Raw genomic sequence first — 18,597 nt, 5'->3', positions numbered from 1 at the left:
ATACGTTTGAAGGCCTGTCATGTCAAGCTCGGTCTTCAGGAACCGCCGCCACCGCCTGCCAACCCCGGTCTATCGCGTCCTGATTGCCGTCGAAAAACGCTTGCTGGACTTTGCCATAGGCTTTCTCGGCTTCCAGCAGATAGATAAGATACAGCCGAACATGTTCCCGCCGGGTAAGATAACGCGGCAACACCCGTTGCTCAGACAGTCTGAGCAATTCACTGAAGCGGGTATGACGCAGTGTCGGGTTGTACTCTGCCATACGCGCACACTGCCATATCAGTCCGTCCTTTCCCTCCAGGTGGGCCGCATGTTTGCGGGCATCCCGAAGCATGCGCTGACGGCGAATGATTAAATCCATATAGGAGGGGCTGGACGTGTAAATCCGACGGATAAACGGCACTCCCAGCAACAGAATAATCACGAAAGCACCAAAACCTCCACCGGCTACCCAGGCCGGCACAAAACCGGTCAAACCACTGAGGAAAAACGTCGCAGCAAAAAGGGCACTGAAGATCCACAGGTCCCGGCTACGCCGCGCAGCTGCCATCTGATAGTTATCCGGCCAGTCCGACATAGCCAGCAAGTTGAAGTCCATCAGCAGAACCCGGTCACACTGCCTTAGCATAAGACGCAGCTTGCGCTGTCGCGACTCCGCCAGCGCCTGCTCGATATCCGGATTCTCCGACCCGGTCTCGGCAGTCCGATCCTGCGACTCCTGCGCCCCGGGCTGCTCGCTGCCAGATTCAGCGTTCGGGCCCTGGTCATCGTCAGCCTGCAGAGCAGCGGTTCTTTGCGCGGCATTGAGGGCAGATTCCGGTGTTGCCGGCACCGGATCAGCGGCCCGACCGGGGCGAAGGACCGCTCCGGATGCATTGGCCGGATCTGTCTTGTCTACTGCTGTATTTTCCGCCATTGAGCTCACTGTTCTTCAGGTTCTTTATGCAAGTATCGACCTTTACGAACAATTCTTGAATGTCGGCTTTGCCGGCATACGCGGCTTGCTGGCTTCTTGGCAACACTGACAGGCACCGGTATGCTTGCGCCAATCAACGGGTTTCAGGAGATTATGTATGTTTACCGGTATCGTTCAGGGCATTGCACGGGTCGAAAACGTGATCGCGGCGCCGGGCCTGAGTACCTTTTTGATCGATTTCCCGGAAGATCGGGTTCAGGGCGTAACCATCGGTGCCTCGGTTGCCATCAACGGCACCTGCCTGACGGTTACCCGCCAGGAAGGCCAACGGCTGTACTTCGACGCCATGCAGGAAACCCTGCGCCTGACCACCCTCGGCGACCTGAAACCCGGCGACGAAATCAACTTCGAGCGCGCCGCCCGAATCGGCGATGAAATCGGCGGCCATCTGCTCAGTGGCCATATCCACACTACCGCAACCATCGTCGATATTCTGCGGCCGGAAAACAACGTGACCCTCTGGTTCGAACTACCGGAAACCTGGGCGAAGTACATCTTCCCCAAAGGCTACATTGCCATCAATGGCGCCAGCCTGACCATTGGCGAGGTGGAAGGTAACCGCTTCAACGTCCACCTTATCCCGGAGACCCTGCGTGCCACCACGTTTGGGAAGGCCACTAAGGGGCAAAAGGTCAACATCGAGATTGATAGTCAAACCCAGACCATCGTGGATACCCTCGCGCGCCTCGGCTACGATCGCCCGGCGACGGTCTGAGACTCACACCGCGCCATTCCGGGCTTCGAACACCACGAATTTCGGGCTTGCAGCTCTCTGTTCAACGCTGCTGAAGTACTGTTTCAGGGAACGGTGATACCCCAGGTGGCGATTGCCCACCATCAATACGCGGCCGCCCGGCGCCAGATGCCGGGCGGCATCCCTGAACAGTCTCAGTGCGATGTGATCGCCTACCACGCCACCCTCATGGAAGGGTGGGTTCAGTAGAATAAGCTGATAGTCAGGCAAATCATCGGCGATGCCGTCCTGATGCCATAAGTGCACGCAATCGCCGCCCTCATACCGGCTCAGGTTATGCTCAACACTGGCAATGGCCTGGCTGGATACGTCACTGAAATGCACTTCGGCGCCCGGCCTGCCGGCAAGCGCAGACAACCCGAGCACGCCATTTCCACACGCCAGATCCAGAATCCGCCCGGCCGGGGGCACTCGACTAACCGCCTGAGGAATCAGCGGTAACAACTCCCGCGTGCCAATATCCAGCTTATCTCTGGCAAATACTGCGGGCAGCGCCTCGACCGGCCCGGGCAATCCTGCCACCGGGTAGCCACGCCATTGCTCCTGCCATTCCGTCAATGTGGCCGAGCCACCAAGACACACCACTACCCGCGCCTTTTTACGGGCAGGCAACACCTGTTCGGTGACCACCGCACTGGCGAACACATCAACACTACGATCGGGCAGATGCTTGATCATACCGCCCGCCAGTATTTGTCCGTCTTCCGCCAGCACGCTGTTGAGCCACCGCAACAACCAGGCCAGATAACCGGCCTGACGGGGAATACGGAGCAGCACCAGATCAAAGGGCCCTGAGGGTGGCCGACGCCAGTTCAAAACCGCGGGGCAGTCGGGCAACGCCGGATTGAGCGAAGCGTTCGTCAACAGGGAGTGGGCGAGCGTCGCGCTGTCGGCAACTGTCTGCGGCTGATAGCAGGCAAGCCCGAGGGTCAGCGCACCAAACTGGTCGTCCACCACCAGCACGCGCAAACCGTCTGCCAGATAAGGCTCCGCAGCCGACAACAACAACTCGTCGGCAGCGTCCCAGGCGCGCAGCCCAGCCGTTCCGCCAGGCCGGATCAGGCGGAGTTCACCGGCAGGTGTCTGGAGTCTGGCAGTTGTCATTTTGGGCTTCCGTTGGCAGCTTTCGGGAAAATAAACACTTTTAGGCTGTTTATTCTAGAAATTAAACCTAAGTTAGGGGTGTTCACGCCGAACACCTTTCCGGTCATGCCCCAGCCCTGACCCGGCTGGCCGGCCGCATTTTTCCGGACAAGATCTTTTGCCCCTTACCCCAGGGGCTTTTTTCTGTCTGTTTTTCAGCCCGACTTTTTCCGAAATGCCCGGTAAACGGTAAACCGCCGGTCCTGCGCAAGTTTCTCAACCGGGCCGATGTGTTGTCGAATCAGGGCTTCATACGGCAGAAAACTGTTGGCCACCAGCCTCAGCTCGCCGCCGTGCGCGAGATGCGCGGCCACCTGGGCCAGGAACTGCTCGGTCATGGATGTATCGGTTTTTACACCGGTGTGGAAAGGCGGGTTGCTGATCACAGCCGGCCAGTTACCTTGAACGGCAGCCAGGCCATCAGCGGCAAAAATCTCACCGTTTACCCCTGCCTTACGGTAACTTTCCCGGGCACAGAACACGGCCTGCGCCTGAACATCGGTCCCATCTACTCGAATCGGCTTCTTCCCCGCCAACTGATGAAAACCATGCAACCAGGATCCGATAACGCCTGCACCGCAAGCGAAATCGAGCACCCGATCGACACCCAGGGGTGACTCAGCCAGGGTTTCCAACAACATCCGGGTGCCATCGTCCAGTCGACCCAGACTGAAAACGCCTGGCAAGCCGGCAACAGAGAGCGCCACGCCAGCGCAGGAAAGCTCCGTCCAGCTGAGCCAGTCAGTCAACCGGAATTCGGTCAGGGGTTGGGTATTTCTGCCGCACCAGACCTGGCAATGGCGGGCGCTGTCGACCTTTACAACCTCCCCGGCGACGACGGAAAACTGCTTTATGGCACCGGCAATGCCTTCCTTCTTCTCGCCAATAACCACCAGTGCCGCACCTGGTTTGCCGAGGTAACGGGCCAAAGCCAGGCGGAGCTCACACTCAGCCCGGGCTTTAGGCAAAAATACCACCACGGTATCGCAAGAGCCCTGCTGCTGCCGATCAGGCTCGTAACCAAAACAGCCAGCCCAGTCAGTGTCATGGGACAGGATTTGCCAAAGACCGGCGTGCTCGGTCATCGCGATACCGGGAACCGGGCATCGGGGCAAAAGCGATGCATCCGAGACGCCTAACAGCGCTGGGCGTCCATTCAACAGATGCGCATTGCGGAGCAGAACTTCGTGGGTATTGGGCAGTGCAGACATGGGTAGCGGACCATTGCCAGAATCATGAGCCGCGTATGCTAACCGGAAAAAAGCCCCGAGTCTGCCCTGTGACATCAGTCGGGGCTGTCGCTATCGGGGTCGGCCTCTGGGGCCGCCCGGGAAGAGCCAGATATTATTTGTAACGTGCAACCGTACCCACACGCAGGGCGTCTTCAGGTGACATTCCCCAATCTTCCGGGGTGCGTGCTTCGGTGCGCTTGGCCTCAGCCCTTGCGCTATCCATGGCAGAACTTTCGTTTCTGCGGGTTCCCAGTGCCTGCAGGGCTTTCTGCATCAGTTCTTTCATGGTTTACCTCCCTTACTGCTTACAGTTGCTACTGTAACAGACGCAGAAGGTCACTACTGTGATGACGCCACGGGTCAGGAAGTGACGGACATCACGATTTTTTGACAGTTTTTGACAATCTTCGCATTATATTTTTTGGCGCCCGGAGCGGACCGGTCGTTCGATCAGCTCATCCAGGCTGGACTGACGAATCGTTTCCCGGTCTGCCTCACTGGCGATCGAGAGCCCCATATCCCTCAACAACCCGTCGGCCACGTCGTAAACGAAACCGTGCACGGTCAATGGCTGGCCGCGACGCCAGGCTTCCTGAACGATGTTGTTCTGGCACACATGCCCTACCTGCTCTACCACGTTCAGCTCACACAGGCGGTCTACCCGGTCCTGCACATTGGGAATGGCGCCCAGTACGGACTGGTGACGGTCACGCACGTCCTGAACATGGCGCAGCCAATTTGAAATCAGGCCAAAGCCTTCGTTCAGCAATGCCGCGCGCACGCCACCACAACCGTAATGCCCCACTACCAATACGTGTTTAACTTTCAACACTTCAATGGCGAACTGGAGCACCGACAGGCAGTTGAAATCTGTATGCACAACCACGTTGGCCACGTTTCTGTGCACGAAAAGCTCACCGGGGAGCAAGTCCACAATCTGGTTCGCAGGTACCCGACTGTCGGCACAGCCGATCCACAGGTACTCCGGTGCCTGCTGGTTCGAGAGCCGGTCAAAGAACTTCGGGTCCACCGACTTGATGCCATTGGCCCAGGCCCGGTTCTTGTCCAGTAGATGTTTCAGTGGTGCCATTATCTTGTTGCTCCTGCCATTGATTCCCGCTGCGGGATTGAACGGGAATCAACGACATAACGCAATAGTCAGTTGGTCGTTACGTCTTCCGGGCTCTGATGCATGGTGCTTTGCGCCAGGTCCAGCAGCTCCCGCAGTGCGACCGAGAACATGGCGTATTCTGGTTCCCTTACGCCTTTGAGTTCCGCCAGCATCGCGTTCCAACGATCAATCATGTGCTGGTTGCGCTGCTCCCAGGCGTTCACACTATCGGTGACTTTCTCCGGGCTTTCAGCGGTTTTCAGCACACCGGTGGTCAGAGCCCGTTGCTGCCAGTCCAGATCCTCCCGGAAGCTTTCCCGCGCCAAGGCCTGCCAATGGGAACTTGGCGTCAACGCTGCGATGGCATTGGCGAACCAGGTCAGGTCGAGACGGTCACCCAGATCGTAGTACAGGTTGGCCACTGTTTTCAGCGGCATGCCTGTGGCTTCCTGTGCCTCGATAATACCAAGAGAGGAATACAGATAGCCGGTTCCTGCCAGCACCGACGCCAGTTCCTTCGGCAAGCCCGCAACCATCAGCTGATCATTGCGTTTTTCCCAATTGGCACGAGCCTGGTCGCCAAGGTATTCCGGCAGACCCGAGGTAATGGCCCAGACGCTGTCGGCAAACCGCTCCATGTGACTCTGGATATTGAGCTCTGCCCGGCGATTACGAAGCAACCAGCGCACAGCCCGACGCATCAGACGCATCAGATCCTGCATCAGCTCCATCTGCAGATCCGCGGAAACGTGGAAATCCAGCGCTTCAATCTTGTCCCACCAGCTGTCGATGCGGAACACATCCCGGGCAATAATCCAGGCCAGGGCAATGGAGGCCGCGTCCGCCCCGGTAGACTGGTTCAGGCGCTCCACAAAGGTAATGCCCATGTGGTTAACCATGTCGTTGGCGATCTGGGTTGCGATGATCTCCCGTCGCAGTTGGTGTTCACCCAGCTCTTTCGAGAAACGCTTGGTCAGATCCCGCGGAAAGACCTTGTACATCTCACCCGCCAGCAGAGGATTGTCCGGCAGATTACTGTCGATCAGCACCTGCTTCAGATCCCCTTTGACGTAGGAGATCAGCACCGACAGTTCCGGCCGCGTCAGCCCTTTCTTGGCCAGCTTGCGCTCTGACAGAGTTTCGTCATCCGGCAGGAACTCCAGTGCCCGGTTGAGCTTGCCTTCGCTCTCGAAGGTATTCATCAGCCGACGATACTCTTCCAGCCGGGTGGCGGCATCCTCGCTGGCGATACTGATGGCCTGGGTCTGACGGTAGTTGTTCTTCAGCACCAGCGAGGCAACATCATCAGTCATTTCCTCCAGCATGATGTTGCGCTGCTTGCCAGTCAGATCGCCCATGGCTACCGCCCGGTTGAGCAGGATCTTCATGTTCACTTCATGGTCAGAGCAGTCCACGCCGCCCGAGTTGTCGATGAAGTCGGTATTCAGGCGACCACCCTTCAGGGCGTATTCAATCCGCCCCATCTGGGTGAAGCCGAGGTTACCGCCCTCGCCTACAACCCTGCAACGCAGCTCGGCACCATTGATCCGCAGGCCATCATTGGCCTTGTCGCCCACGTCGGAGTGGCTTTCACCGCTGCCCTTCACGTAAGTGCCAATACCACCAATCCAGAGCAGGTCCACTTCGGCCTTGAGGATGTGACTGATCAGCATATTGGGCGGAACGCGGTCCGCCTTGATGCCCAGCAGCTTTTTCATTTCCGGGCTGACCGGAATGGACTTGGCATTGCGGCTGAATACGCCGCCGCCCTTTGAAATCAACTTGCTGTCGTAATCGGTCCAGGCGGAACGCGGCATTTCAAACAGGCGCTTACGCTCCTTGTAGCTGCGTTCGGCGTCCGGGGTCGGGTCAATGAAGATGTGGATATGGTTGAAGGCGGCCACCAGCCGGGTTTTTTCCGAGCACAGCAGGCCATTACCAAACACATCGCCCCCCATGTCACCGATGCCGATGGCGGTAAATTCATCCACGGCCGGATTGATGCCCATCTCACGGAAATGCCGTTCCACGGAGACCCAGGCGCCCCGGGCAGTAATGCCCATTTTCTTGTGGTCATAACCGTTACTGCCACCGGAGGCGAAGGCATCTCCCATCCAGAAGCCATATTCCGCGGCCAGGCCATTAGCGATGTCGGAGAAGGTGGCGGTGCCTTTGTCAGCCGCCACCACGAGATAGTGATCGTCTTCGTCATGGCGGATTACCCGCTCCGGCGGCTGGATGCCGGAATCCACCAGGTTATCTGTGATATCCAGCAAGCCCCGGATGAATGTTTTGTAGGCCGCAATACCCTCTGCCTGGAATGCCTCCCGGTCAGACGGATCGGGCAGACGCTTGGCCACAAAGCCACCCTTCGCGCCCACCGGCACAATGACGGCGTTTTTCACTTGCTGCGCTTTTACCAGGCCCAGGATTTCTGTGCGGTAGTCCTCGAACCGATCCGACCAGCGCAAACCACCACGGGCCACTTTGCCACCACGCAGGTGAACCCCCTCCACACGAGGGGAATACACAAAGATCTCGAACATGGGTAATGGCAGCGGCATGTCCGGAATCTGCGACGGGTCAAATTTCACACTGATGTAGGGCTTGGGCTGGCCCTCGCCATCCGGCTGGTAGTAGTTGGTGCGCAACGTCGCCTGCATCAGCTCCAGATACAGCCGTAGCACGCGATCCTCACTGAGGTTTTCCACTTCATCCAGGCCGGCGTTGAATTCGATTTCCAGTTTCTGCTGGGCCGCCTCGCTTTTACCCTTACTCTTGAAACGCTCAGGGTTGAATCGGATCTCAAAGTATTCCAGCAGGATCCGTGTCAGGTTGACGTGGTTGACCAACGTGTTGGAAATGAACGTCTGACTGTTGGAGAACCGGATCTGGCGCATGTAGCGGGCGTAAGTACGCAGCAACGCGATCTCACGCCAGCTCATGTAGGAGGACAACAACAGGCGGTTAAAGGCGTCGTTTTCGGCTTCACCGTGCCAGACCCGGCGGAACAACTCTTCGAAAATCGGGCGAATACGGTGAATATCCACCATATTGCCGGTGTGGGATTGCAGGGTAAAGTCATGAATCCAAACCGTTTTACCCGTTCGATCAATCACCTCAAACGGGTGCTCGCCAATCACCCGGAAACCGAGATTGTCGAAAATCGGCATCACATCCGACAGTGGCAGCGGCTCGTCCGGATAAAACAGTTTGAAATGCAGCGTGTTCTCGTCTTCTTCCAGGGCCCGATAGAAGCTCATGGCCAGATCATCGTCGCGGGCAGAGGCAGTGATGTGCTCCAGGTCGATGGCCGCCCGGCGGGGTGAAAACATGTCAGTGTAGCTGGCCGGGAAACCGCCTGCCCAGACGCGATACAGCTCATTGCCCTGCTCTTCGCCATAGGCTTCGCTTAATGCCTCGTAGAGGCCGTCGCGCCAGGATTGGGCGAGCTCAATAACCTTGTCGCGGATCTCCGCCAGCGGCAACTGGCGGTTTTCCACCTGTGGCACCCGGATGGTGAACTGTACCCGGGCAAGCACCGACTCGGAAAAATGAGTAACAAACTCAATGTCCTCGGCCTCCAGGCGATCCAGCAGCACCTGTTCCACCTTCAGGCGCAGCTCCGTGTTGTAGATGTCCCTGGGGAAGAAGGCCAGACAGGTTACAAACTGGCCGTAAACGTCCTCCCGCATGAACAGCTCAATCCGGCGACGTTCCTGGATGTACAGAATGTTCTTGGCAACACGCAGCAGTTCGTCGGTTTCAATCTGGAACAGCTCGTCCCGCGGATACAGCGTCAGGATCTGCTCCAGCTCCTTGCCAGCGTAATCGTCGGTCAGGAAGCCGGATCGCTTCATCACGCTCTGGAACTTGCGCCGTAACAGAGGAATCTCATCGGGGCGCTCGTTGTAGACCCGAGCGGTGTATAGACCGAGGAAGCGGCGCTCACCTACCACTTCGCCCTTGCTGTTGAATTTCTTGACCGCGATGTAATCCGGATAGGCCGGCCGGTGCACGCGAGACCGCTGCGCCGATTTGGCGAAGATGAAGATGTCATCGGAACGGGTCATTTCATGGCGGGTACGCTGTGGCAGCTCATTCAGCCGGACCCGATCCGGGCGTTCGTTGTTGACCCGAAGAATACCAAGCTCCGAGTTCTCCACCCGGCGTACAACCATGCCCTGCTTGTCCTTGGCAAAGTCGTATTCGTCGTACCCCAGGAATGTGAAGTGGTCATCCACCAGCCAGGTCAGAAAAGCCCGGGCTTCTTCCTTACCTTCCTCACTGATTCCAGCCGTGGTGGCATCCAGCTCCTTGACGATCTCGCTGACCTTCTCTTTCACAATCGGGAAATCACCCACCGCAATGCGTACCTCATGCAGCACTTTCTGCAGAGTCTGCTCCAGGTCGCGCAGGTCTTCCGGGGCACTGTGGCGGTCGATTTCAAGCACGATGAACGCTTCGTAGCTTGCGTCCTTCGATGCCTTTTTGGTGGTGTGCAGTTTCTTCAGCTTACCATTGTCATCCCGTTCCACTCGCAGGATGGAATGCTGAATGGAGTGGGTGCCGATTTCCCGCTGATTGATGGCCATGCGCAGGGAATCAATCAGGAACGGAATATTGGGATGGAGAATGAAAACAACGCTGTGGGTGGACTGCCAGCCGTCGCTTTCCAGGTCCGGGTTGAACACCGAAACCGGGGTTTCATCGGCACTGCGTTTTTGCAGGAACTGCCACGCCGCCAGGACGGCACCGTAGGTATCCGAGAAGCGGCGACTGGCCAACTCCTCCAGAGGAATATGAGCGTAATGCTGTCTGGCAAAATCCGCGATCTTCTTTGCCTCGGTTTTTGCAATCTTTTCTGAGAACGCATCGGCCAACTGTTCGAAAAACTGATCCTTGCTGGCGATTGTCAGCGCATTCATATCCGACCTCTGGTTTGTGTGAAAGAAACGTAATCAGGGTATCGTCACATAAGCATAGTCAAACCCTTGATTTTTGCCGGCCAGACGCCAAAACTGCGGCAATCACTTACGCAGGCATTCATACATCAAGAGCAGTTATTTCATGTCGTTACAGCAAACGTTCGGTGATCTCAGAGCACAACTGGCCAAGCGTATTATTGGCCAGGACAAACTGGTCGACCGGCTACTGATTGCCCTTCTGGCCGATGGCCATCTTCTGGTTGAGGGCGCGCCGGGGCTGGCCAAAACCACCGCAGTGAAAGCACTGGCCGACCATCTGGAGGGCGACTTCCACCGGATCCAGTTCACTCCGGATCTGCTGCCCTCTGATGTCACCGGCAGCGAAATCTACCGCGCGGAGACCGGCATCTTTGAATTCCAGCGCGGCCCCATTTTCCACAACCTGGTGCTGGCCGATGAAATCAACCGGGCACCGGCGAAAGTCCAGTCGGCCCTGCTCGAAGCCATGGGCGAACGCCAGATCAGTGTTGGCATGAGAACCTTTCCCCTGCCCAAACTGTTCATGGTGATGGCGACCCAGAACCCGATTGAACAGGAAGGCACCTACCCGCTGCCGGAAGCCCAGCTTGATCGCTTCCTCATGCATGTGGTGATCGACTATCCCTCTGCCGATGCCGAGCGTGAGATTCTGCACCTTGCGCGCAGCGACTACCGTCAGGGAATCCCGAACGTAGACATTCGTCTAACCCAGGAACAGGTGATGGCCGCCCGGCAGGCGGTTTCGGATATCTACATGGCGGAACCTGTGGAGCAGTACCTGCTGGCGTTGATTCTGGCCACCCGCGATGCCGCGACCCTGGACCCTGAACTGGCTCGATGGACCGCCTTCGGCGCCAGCCCCCGCGGCACTATCGCACTGGACCGATGCGCCCGGGCACTGGCCTGGCTCGATGGACGGGATTACGTGACACCGGACGATGTCCAGACCATGGCTTACGATGTGCTGCGCCACCGGATTCTGTTGACCTTTGAAGCCGAGGCCGAAGGCATGACCGCCGATTCCGTGTTGCAGAGGCTGATCGACCGGGTGCCGGTTGCCGCCTGAGGTGTTGCTGACAGGAGACCATCACAGCGTCATGGCAGATTTCAGCCCAGCCACTCTCATTACTCTGCCGGAGCTGGTGCGCCTGCAGGCAGATGCACGAGCTCTGAAGCTGCCATCGGTAAAACCGGTCCGGTCACGCCAGGCCGGGCTACGCCAGTCACGGCAGAAAGGGCGCGGAATGACGTTTTCCGAAGTGCGCCAGTACCAACCCGGTGATGACATTCGCAGCATAGACTGGCGGGTAACGGCCCGGCGCCAGGCACCACACACCAAGCTGTACGAGGAAGAGCGGGAACGACCTGTACTGTTGATTGTCGATCTCGGGCCGACCCTGTTCTTTGCCAGTGCCGGCGCCTACAAACAGGTCCGGGGTGCCCAGGTTGCGGCTCTGCTGGCCTGGCTGGCACTCTGGGCAGGTGACCAGGTGGGGGGGCTGGTATTCAATGACCGGGACCTGGCCGTACTCCGGCCCGCCCGGCGCCGTAAGTCCGTCTTGCGCCTTCTGGATCACCTGGCCAACCACCAGCACCAGGGCAAAACACCACCAACCCCCGCAACGAACTCCGGCCATGGGCTGGACACAGCGCTGGCAGAAGCCCGCCGGGTCACACACACCGGTTCCCGCGTTTTTATCATCAGTGACTTCATGAATATCACCGAGCAGACCACCACCCTGCTGGGCGCCATGAGCCGGCACAACTCGGTCAGCGCCATACGGATTCAGGATCCGCTGGAAAAGGCCCTGCCTTCATCCGGCCGGTTTGCCGTTGCCGGCCCGGACGGCCCGATCTGGTTCGATGCCTCCAATCCTCGCTTCCAGCAGGCCTGGCAAGGCAAAATCGACGCCCATGAGCAACGTCTGGCCGACTGTTTTCGGGCATCCGGCGTGGCTTCTGCAACGCTGTCGACCGGAGAGGATCCGGCTACGGCCCTGCGCCTGCTGCTAGGCCCCGGAGGTCGCATCGGATGAACCCTCAGGATCCCCTGGCACAGCTTCGTGATATCCAGTTACCAGCTACCGGTGGTTGGTGGCCCCCCGCCCCTGGCTGGTGGCTGGTGGCGATATTGACGATTGCCGCTGTGTTGGCATTTGCGTGGCTGTGGCGCCGTCAGCGCCGAAAGCACCGCTGGAAACGCAGCGCCTGGTCCGAACTGCAGCAGCTTGAAACCAATGCCCGGCCTGCGCCGGAATGGTTCGCGGCGCTCAACGCCCTGCTCAAAAGAGCAGCACGGCAGAGCCATCCGGAAAAGCATCCAGAGGCCATGACCGGGCAGCAGTGGATCGACTTTCTCCTGGCAACCGCGCCGAAAGACCGCATCGCCTCCCGCCCCGTCGTTGAGGCCATGGTCACAAGCACCTGGCAACCACGGCCCGGCGCACAGACTGAACAGGCGCTGGCGTTCGCCAGAACCTGGTTGGAGGCCCAGTCATGATCAGTCTGGCTTACCCGTGGGTGCTGTTACTGGCATTGCTGCCGCTGCTACTTGGTAACCGCAAGCGGCAGAGCGAACCGGTGGATGCTCCGGTCATTCCGGTCGGGCACTGGTTGTCCGGAATGCCGGGCGTGAGCTCCCGGGGAAGATCAACGCCGCTCTGGCGCCAGCTTCTGCTATTGCTGGCCTGGCTATGCCTGGTGGTCGCCCTGGCCCGCCCTCAGCATGTTGGCGAAGAAATCCAGATGCCCGTAACCGGCCGCGATCTGATGTTAGTGGTCGACATTTCTCCCAGCATGGACGAACAGGACATGGTGCTTCAGGGCCGCAGCATCAACCGCTTGCAGGCGGTGAAACGGGTGCTGGATGATTTCATAGACCAGCGTGAGGGCGACCGGCTGGGGCTCATTCTGTTCGGCACCGAACCTTACGTTCAGGCGCCACTGACCTTCGACCGGGAAACGGTACGGACCCTGCTGTTCGAGGCAGGCCTGGGCATGGCTGGCCGGGCCACCGCCATCGGGGACGCCATCGGATTATCGGTGAAACGTCTGCGCGAACGCCCACAGGAACAACGCGTGGTGATCCTGCTGACAGACGGGGCAAATACCGCTGGCCAGGTCAGCCCGGACAAGGCCACGGAAATTGCCCAGGCAGCCGGCGTGCGGCTTTACACCATCGGCATCGGCGCCGATACCATGATCCAGCGCGGGCTGCTGGGTTCAAGGCGGGTCAACCCCTCAAGGGATCTTGATGAGGAACTGCTCATACGCATGGCAGAACAGACCGGTGGCCGGTATTTCCGGGCCCGAAGCCTGCCAGAGCTGGAAATGATCTACGACAGCATCAATCAGCTCGAACCGATAGAACAGGATGGCCAGTTCTACCGGCCGGTGACAGAACTCTACGCCTGGCCGGCCGGCATCGCCGCCGGGCTTTGGCTGCTATTGACTGCCCTGCGACTGGCATCCAACCGATATCAGCAAAACACCGCTACGGAGGCTGGCCATGGCTGACTTCCATTTTCTGCGCCCCTTGTGGTTAATTCTGTTGCTGGCGGTTCCGGTCCTGTTTATGGCCCGACATCAACTTCGCCAGGGTGAGACCGGATGGGCCCGATACATCCCCGCTCACCTGTTACAGCCCTTGATTCGTTCCCGGACCAACGAGACCACTGGCACCACCCGCTCGCCACTGCTGCCTCTGAGTCTGGCGCTGGTTCTGCTCGCGATTGCCCTCGCCGGGCCAAGCTGGCGACAGGCACCCACCCCCCTGAAACAAACCCAGGACAGCCTGGTCATTCTTCTGGATCTGTCGCTTTCGATGCTGGCCACCGACGTAGAACCAGACAGGCTGACGCTGGCCAAGCGCAAGGTCCGCGACATCCTCACGCAGCGAAAAGGCGGTTTGACGGCGCTGGTGGTTTACTCCGGCGACGCCCACACGGTAACGCCACTTACCGGCGACACCCGCACCATTGAGGCCATGCTCAGCGTGCTGGACCCCACCATCATGCCTGCCCAGGGCAACCGCGCCGATCTGGCCGTGCGTCAGGCGGTCGACCTGCTGGACCAGGGCGCACCGGGCCAGGGTCGCATACTGCTGATCTCCGAGGCGGTACCGGAACAGCAATACAGTGCAATCCGTCAGCAACTGACAGATACTCCCTATCCCCTGAACACCTTGGTGGTGGGCACCAGCGAAGGCGGTCCCATTCCCCTGGCAAAGCGCGGATTCATTCGGGACAACGGCAGGATTGTCATCAGCCAGGCCGAACCAGACTCCCTGGCCCAACTGGCCAGCATCAACGGCGGAACCAGCCACGAACTGACGCTGGATGACCGGGATATTCGCGCCCTGGCGCTGGAGCCATCACAAACCGATGAATGGCAGAACGAACAGGACGGCATGACCGTTAATCGCTGGCAGGACGACGGTTACTGGCTGCTCTGGCTGGTGCTGCCGTTACTCATTCTGGGCTGGCGTCGGGGAGCCTTTGCCATTCTGGCCGTCGCGCTGATTCCGCTGGCAGGCGCTCCGCGCCCGGTTCAGGCTCTGGACTGGGGCAGCCTTTGGCTGCGAGAAGACCAGCGTGGGCCGGATCTTATCCAGCAGGATCCGGCCAGGGCCGCCACCGTTCTTGAACAGCCGGGCTGGCGCGGTTCAGCACTCTATCGCGATGGCCAGTACAATGACGCCGCGGAAGCCTTTGCCAATCAACCGGGGGCCGCCGGCGACTACAACCGGGGCAACGCCCTGGCCCGGGCCGGCCAACTGGAACAGGCCATTGACGCCTATCAACAGGCACTGGAACAGCAGCCGGATTTCGAAGATGCGCGCTTCAACCGGCAACTGGTAGAGCAACTCCTGAACCAGCAACAGAAGTCTCAGGGCGAGGGAGAAGGCGACAACAACCGGGAAAACAACGATCAGAATCCCGGACAGCAGAATGGCTCCAGAGGCCAGGGCCAGGGCAATGACAGCCAGGACAGCGCCGGGCAGGATTCTGCAAACAACAATGGCGAGAATCAGGATCCCCGGCCTGGCGAGCAACAGCAGCCCTCCGAGAACGGCGAAAGTTCACAGGATAACGCCGGAGAGACACAACCAGAGGATGGCTCACAGGAGCAACAGCGGAATGCCCAGGCAGGCCCGGACGGGCCTTCCGGAGAGCGCCAGAGTGGTGCCAGTGCGCCCGCCGAAATATCAGAACAGCCCCTGAGCCAGGGCCAGGAACAGTGGCTGCGCCGTATACCGGACAACCCCGGCGGGTTACTGCAACGCAAGTTCCTGCAACAGTACCAACAACGACAGACAACACCCGATGAGGGCGACACACCATGGTAACGCGCGTTCTCTCCCTTGCCGCGACACTCATTCTTTTGTTCCTGTCAGCCGTCAGTCACGCTGCCGACAGACTGGTGGTGGAACCGGATCGAACCCAGCTCTACGAAGGTGAGGTACTGACCCTGACCGTCAAGGGCTCCATGAAAATCGACATTAATCTGAGCAATTTGTTCAGCTTCGATCTGTCACAGTTGCCTTCGCCAGATATCGAAAAGGTCGAGCCGGATTTCGAAATTCTGGCCCGCAACCAGCGCTACAGCGTGCAAACCGTCAACAACGAAATGGTAGGCGAAATAACCTGGACCTATCAGCTCGCCCCGACCAGCACCGGTACACTGACAATTCCCGAACTGACGTTCAAAGATTCCGTTTCCGACCCGGTCGACATCGAGGTTATTTCCGGCACCCCGCCGGATCAACCGGCGGCCAGCCGTGACAGCTTTATCGAGCTGTCCGCAGACAAGGCGGAAGTGTACGTTCAGGAACAGTTGGTACTGACCATACAGTTGTTCTTCTCCGGCAACCTGATCCGGGGAGAGCTGTCGGAGCCTGAGCACCCGGACGCCATCATCGAGTCACTGGGCAAACAGCGTGAGTTTACCCGCTATCGCGACGGAATCCGGTATCGGGTGGTTGAGCGGCGTTACGCCATCTTTCCCCAAACACCGGGCACTCTCAGCCTGGAGCCTATCCGGTTTGAGGGCCAGGCCAGGGATGCCTCGGGCCAGTTGCGCTTCCTTCGCGACCGGCAGCAACTCTATGACGTACCGGTCAAACCCGTACCTGCCGGATATCCGGACAATCAGCCCTGGTTACCAGCACGAAGTCTGACCCTGAGCGACGAAGGCCTGCCCTCTACCCAGGAACTCGCCGTCGGCAGCAATCTCAGCCGGAAAGTGACCCTACAGGCGCTAGGATTGCCCGCCGAAGCCCTGCCGCCTATATCCCGGGAGCTACCGGACGCCATCCGCAGCTACCCGGAACAGCCCCTGCGCAATACCGAAACCACTCCGGAGGGACTTCGCGCCACACTGCAGCAGGTGACCGCCCTGGTGCCTGTCCAGGCGGGCGAAACCACCCTGCCCGCGCTTCGTATACCCTGGTGGAACACCGACACCGACCAGTTGGAGCACGCCGTGTTGCCGGAGCGCCGTTTCCGGATTACCGGCGATAACGCCACCTCCGCGCCGCCCGCACAGATAACGGACGATTCAGCGGGGCCCACAGGTTCACCGGTAACCCCGGAGACAACCGAGGGCTCAGAACCATACGGAAACCGCCTCTGGCTTTGGGCTACGGTTGTGTTTGCGGCCCTTTGGTTGCTGACCCTGGCGCTCTGGTGGCGGGCTCGTCAAACCTCAGCACCGGGCTCCAAAGAACCCGTCGATGGCGGCATCGACAACGAACGTGAAGCGTTTGAAGCACTTCAGGCTGCGGTCAAACGAGGCTCCGGGGAAACGTCTACGCTGCTGCTGCGCTGGGCCCGACTGCGCTTCCCAAGGCTCTCATTTGATTCCGTTTCGGATCTGTTCAAACTGACAGAAGACCGCGCACTGAAAACCGCCTTTGACCGCTTTCAGGCCGGACTGTATTCGGGCCAGCACCATACCCACGAAGAGAATGCGAGGCAACAACTGCAACAGGCACTGGATAGCCTGCGCCGGAACACCGCCTGGGACAACGAAGCGTCATCGCCAGACCTACCGCCGCTGTATCCCGCGTCTCTCTCGCGCTGATTCCGGCCCAGAAAAAAGCCCGTCGAAGTGACGGGCTTTTCAATTTCAGTTGGTCAGTTCCTGGTTAATCACCAACTCGACAGGTGGTTCCGCTTCCGCCGGGGGCAGCACCTCTGCCTCAACCCGGCCTTCCCAGTCTCCCGGCTGCGGATTAACACTGCCTGAGCGGCTCAAACGGGCGACCACCACCACATCTTGCTGTGCAGAAATCGCAGATTCAGGGGACATGGCATAACGATCATCCAGCCGGATCTCGGCGGGCAAATCGCCGGCTGTCATCCTGGCAACAGCAACCGGTGCACCGCCCGCCGCAGCCGCTGGCCGCGCAAAGATGAACAGCACGGTATTGTCAGCCACTTGCTGGCGCAAACCTTCGTCCAGCGATACCCGTAAGGACACGCCCGGTCCAGCAGCCTGCTGAGGCTCGGAGGCAACTCCCTCAGGCGGGGTCTCGCCCAGGCGTCGGTAGGCCTCCTCGATACCGCCACGGATGGCCCCGAGCTGTGGATGGTCCGGCGCTACCTCGGTAATACGCTGCCAGTATTCAATGGCTTCCCGGTAGTTTTGCTGACCGAAGGCATTGATGCCCATCAGCCCCAGTGCATTGACCTCATCCGGGTTCAGGGCCCGGGCAGCCGCAATAGCATCGGTAACCGCCGGGGTCATCTCGCCTTCGCTGGCAAAATAGTTAGCCTGTGCAGCCAGCCCCAGGGCCACCGCGCTGGCGTTTCGGTCCTCGGATACCACATCGGCAAGACGGCGATAGGCCTCGGCCGCTTGCTCATAGCGCTCAAGACGCATGTAGGTCTGCCCCAACATCGCCCACCCATCGGCATTGTCCGGGCTTTCTTCAAGTCGCTTGCGCAGTTGGTCGGCCAATGCCGCCATGCGGGCCGTCTGGTCGCCTTGCGTGGCATTCATTTCCTGCATCGCAAGGAACTGCTCCACCTGATCCATGGAACCCCATTCCTGATACCCGAAATAGGTGCCCACCGGCAAGACCAGGATCGCCAGCAAGGCGACAACCATGGCGCTACGCCGCCCGGGTACTCGTCGCTGGGTAACGGGCTCCTCCGGTACATCATCGAGCATGGCGCCCGCCAGCTCTTCCTTCAGCTGCTTGTAGCTCTCGTCATCCAGTATGCCGGCCTCATGCTCGTTCTCCAGCTCTTTGAGCCGGGTGCGATAGGCCAGAAGATTCTGATTTCGCAGATCTGCCTCCAGGCGGGCCCGGGGTTTATGAAAAAAGACTGGATAAAGCACAAAGGCCAGGGCCACCAGAATGAGTACGGTCCCGGCAATCCAGAAGGTATCGGTCATGGAAATATCGT

General features: G+C 59.3%; 14 protein-coding genes. 7 read left to right on the top strand and 7 right to left on the bottom strand.

Features of this window, described 5'->3' with window-relative positions:
• Positions 1-22: 22 nt before the first annotated feature.
• Entirely contained in the window at positions 23-916 is an 894-nt protein-coding gene (locus Q674_RS38205; RefSeq protein WP_023009889.1) for a hypothetical protein, read from the bottom strand.
• Positions 917-1,073: 157 nt separating this feature from the next.
• Between Q674_RS38205 and Q674_RS38200 the strand changes: the two genes are divergently transcribed.
• A complete protein-coding gene (locus tag Q674_RS38200) occupies positions 1,074-1,691 on the top strand; it encodes a riboflavin synthase (protein WP_023009888.1) in 618 nt (205 codons plus the stop codon).
• Between the two features lie 3 nt (positions 1,692-1,694).
• Here the strand turns inward: Q674_RS38200 and Q674_RS38195 are convergent, their stop codons facing one another.
• From Q674_RS38195 to Q674_RS38180, 5 genes are all read right to left on the bottom strand, one after another.
• On the bottom strand, positions 1,695-2,834 hold the full coding sequence (locus Q674_RS38195; protein WP_023009887.1) for a class I SAM-dependent methyltransferase: 1,140 nt from the start codon (positions 2,832-2,834) through the stop codon (positions 1,695-1,697).
• 194 nt (positions 2,835-3,028) lie between these two features.
• A complete protein-coding gene (locus tag Q674_RS38190) occupies positions 3,029-4,084 on the bottom strand; it encodes a class I SAM-dependent methyltransferase (protein ID WP_031210457.1) in 1,056 nt (351 codons plus the stop codon).
• 133 nt (positions 4,085-4,217) lie between these two features.
• The gene (locus tag Q674_RS41370; protein WP_014421070.1) at positions 4,218-4,391 is read right to left on the bottom strand and encodes a hypothetical protein; all 174 of its coding nucleotides are present in this window, start codon (positions 4,389-4,391) and stop codon (positions 4,218-4,220) included.
• Between the two features lie 126 nt (positions 4,392-4,517).
• The gene (can, locus tag Q674_RS38185; RefSeq protein ID WP_023009886.1) at positions 4,518-5,195 is read right to left on the bottom strand and encodes a carbonate dehydratase; all 678 of its coding nucleotides are present in this window, start codon (positions 5,193-5,195) and stop codon (positions 4,518-4,520) included.
• A gap of 68 nt (positions 5,196-5,263) precedes the next feature.
• Positions 5,264-10,144, bottom strand: a complete 4,881-nt coding sequence (locus tag Q674_RS38180; RefSeq protein ID WP_023009885.1) for an NAD-glutamate dehydrogenase — start codon at positions 10,142-10,144, stop codon at positions 5,264-5,266.
• A 142-nt stretch (positions 10,145-10,286) separates the two neighbouring features.
• Between Q674_RS38180 and Q674_RS38175 the strand changes: the two genes are divergently transcribed.
• From Q674_RS38175 to Q674_RS38150, 6 genes are read left to right on the top strand one after another with little or no spacing between them, the layout of a single operon-like run.
• On the top strand, positions 10,287-11,249 hold the full coding sequence (locus Q674_RS38175) for an AAA family ATPase (protein ID WP_023009884.1): 963 nt from the start codon (positions 10,287-10,289) through the stop codon (positions 11,247-11,249).
• Positions 11,250-11,280: 31 nt separating this feature from the next.
• The gene (locus Q674_RS38170; RefSeq protein WP_023009883.1) at positions 11,281-12,219 is read left to right on the top strand and encodes a DUF58 domain-containing protein; all 939 of its coding nucleotides are present in this window, start codon (positions 11,281-11,283) and stop codon (positions 12,217-12,219) included.
• The gene (locus Q674_RS38165) at positions 12,216-12,683 is read left to right on the top strand and encodes a DUF4381 domain-containing protein (protein ID WP_011785421.1); all 468 of its coding nucleotides are present in this window, start codon (positions 12,216-12,218) and stop codon (positions 12,681-12,683) included. Before Q674_RS38170 ends, Q674_RS38165 begins: the two co-directional genes overlap by 4 nt.
• Positions 12,680-13,699, top strand: a complete 1,020-nt coding sequence (locus Q674_RS38160; RefSeq protein ID WP_023009882.1) for a vWA domain-containing protein — start codon at positions 12,680-12,682, stop codon at positions 13,697-13,699. The genes Q674_RS38165 and Q674_RS38160 overlap by 4 nt, the downstream gene beginning before the upstream one ends.
• The gene (locus Q674_RS38155; RefSeq protein ID WP_023009881.1) at positions 13,692-15,530 is read left to right on the top strand and encodes a VWA domain-containing protein; all 1,839 of its coding nucleotides are present in this window, start codon (positions 13,692-13,694) and stop codon (positions 15,528-15,530) included. The genes Q674_RS38160 and Q674_RS38155 overlap by 8 nt, the downstream gene beginning before the upstream one ends.
• Positions 15,524-17,266 carry a BatD family protein gene (locus tag Q674_RS38150; RefSeq protein WP_023009880.1) on the top strand — a complete coding sequence of 581 codons (1,743 nt, stop codon included), beginning with the start codon at positions 15,524-15,526 and terminating at the stop codon, positions 17,264-17,266. The genes Q674_RS38155 and Q674_RS38150 overlap by 7 nt, the downstream gene beginning before the upstream one ends.
• A gap of 45 nt (positions 17,267-17,311) precedes the next feature.
• Here the strand turns inward: Q674_RS38150 and ccmI are convergent, their stop codons facing one another.
• A complete protein-coding gene (gene ccmI / locus Q674_RS38145; RefSeq protein WP_011785426.1) occupies positions 17,312-18,586 on the bottom strand; it encodes a c-type cytochrome biogenesis protein CcmI in 1,275 nt (424 codons plus the stop codon).
• Positions 18,587-18,597 lie beyond the last annotated feature (11 nt).

The sequence above is a fragment of the Marinobacter sp. EVN1 genome, assembly GCF_000475375.1.
GTDB lineage: Bacteria > Pseudomonadota > Gammaproteobacteria > Pseudomonadales > Oleiphilaceae > Marinobacter > Marinobacter nauticus.
The sequence above is the reverse complement of the archived record's forward strand: the minus strand, read 5'-3'. Positions and strand labels throughout refer to the sequence as shown.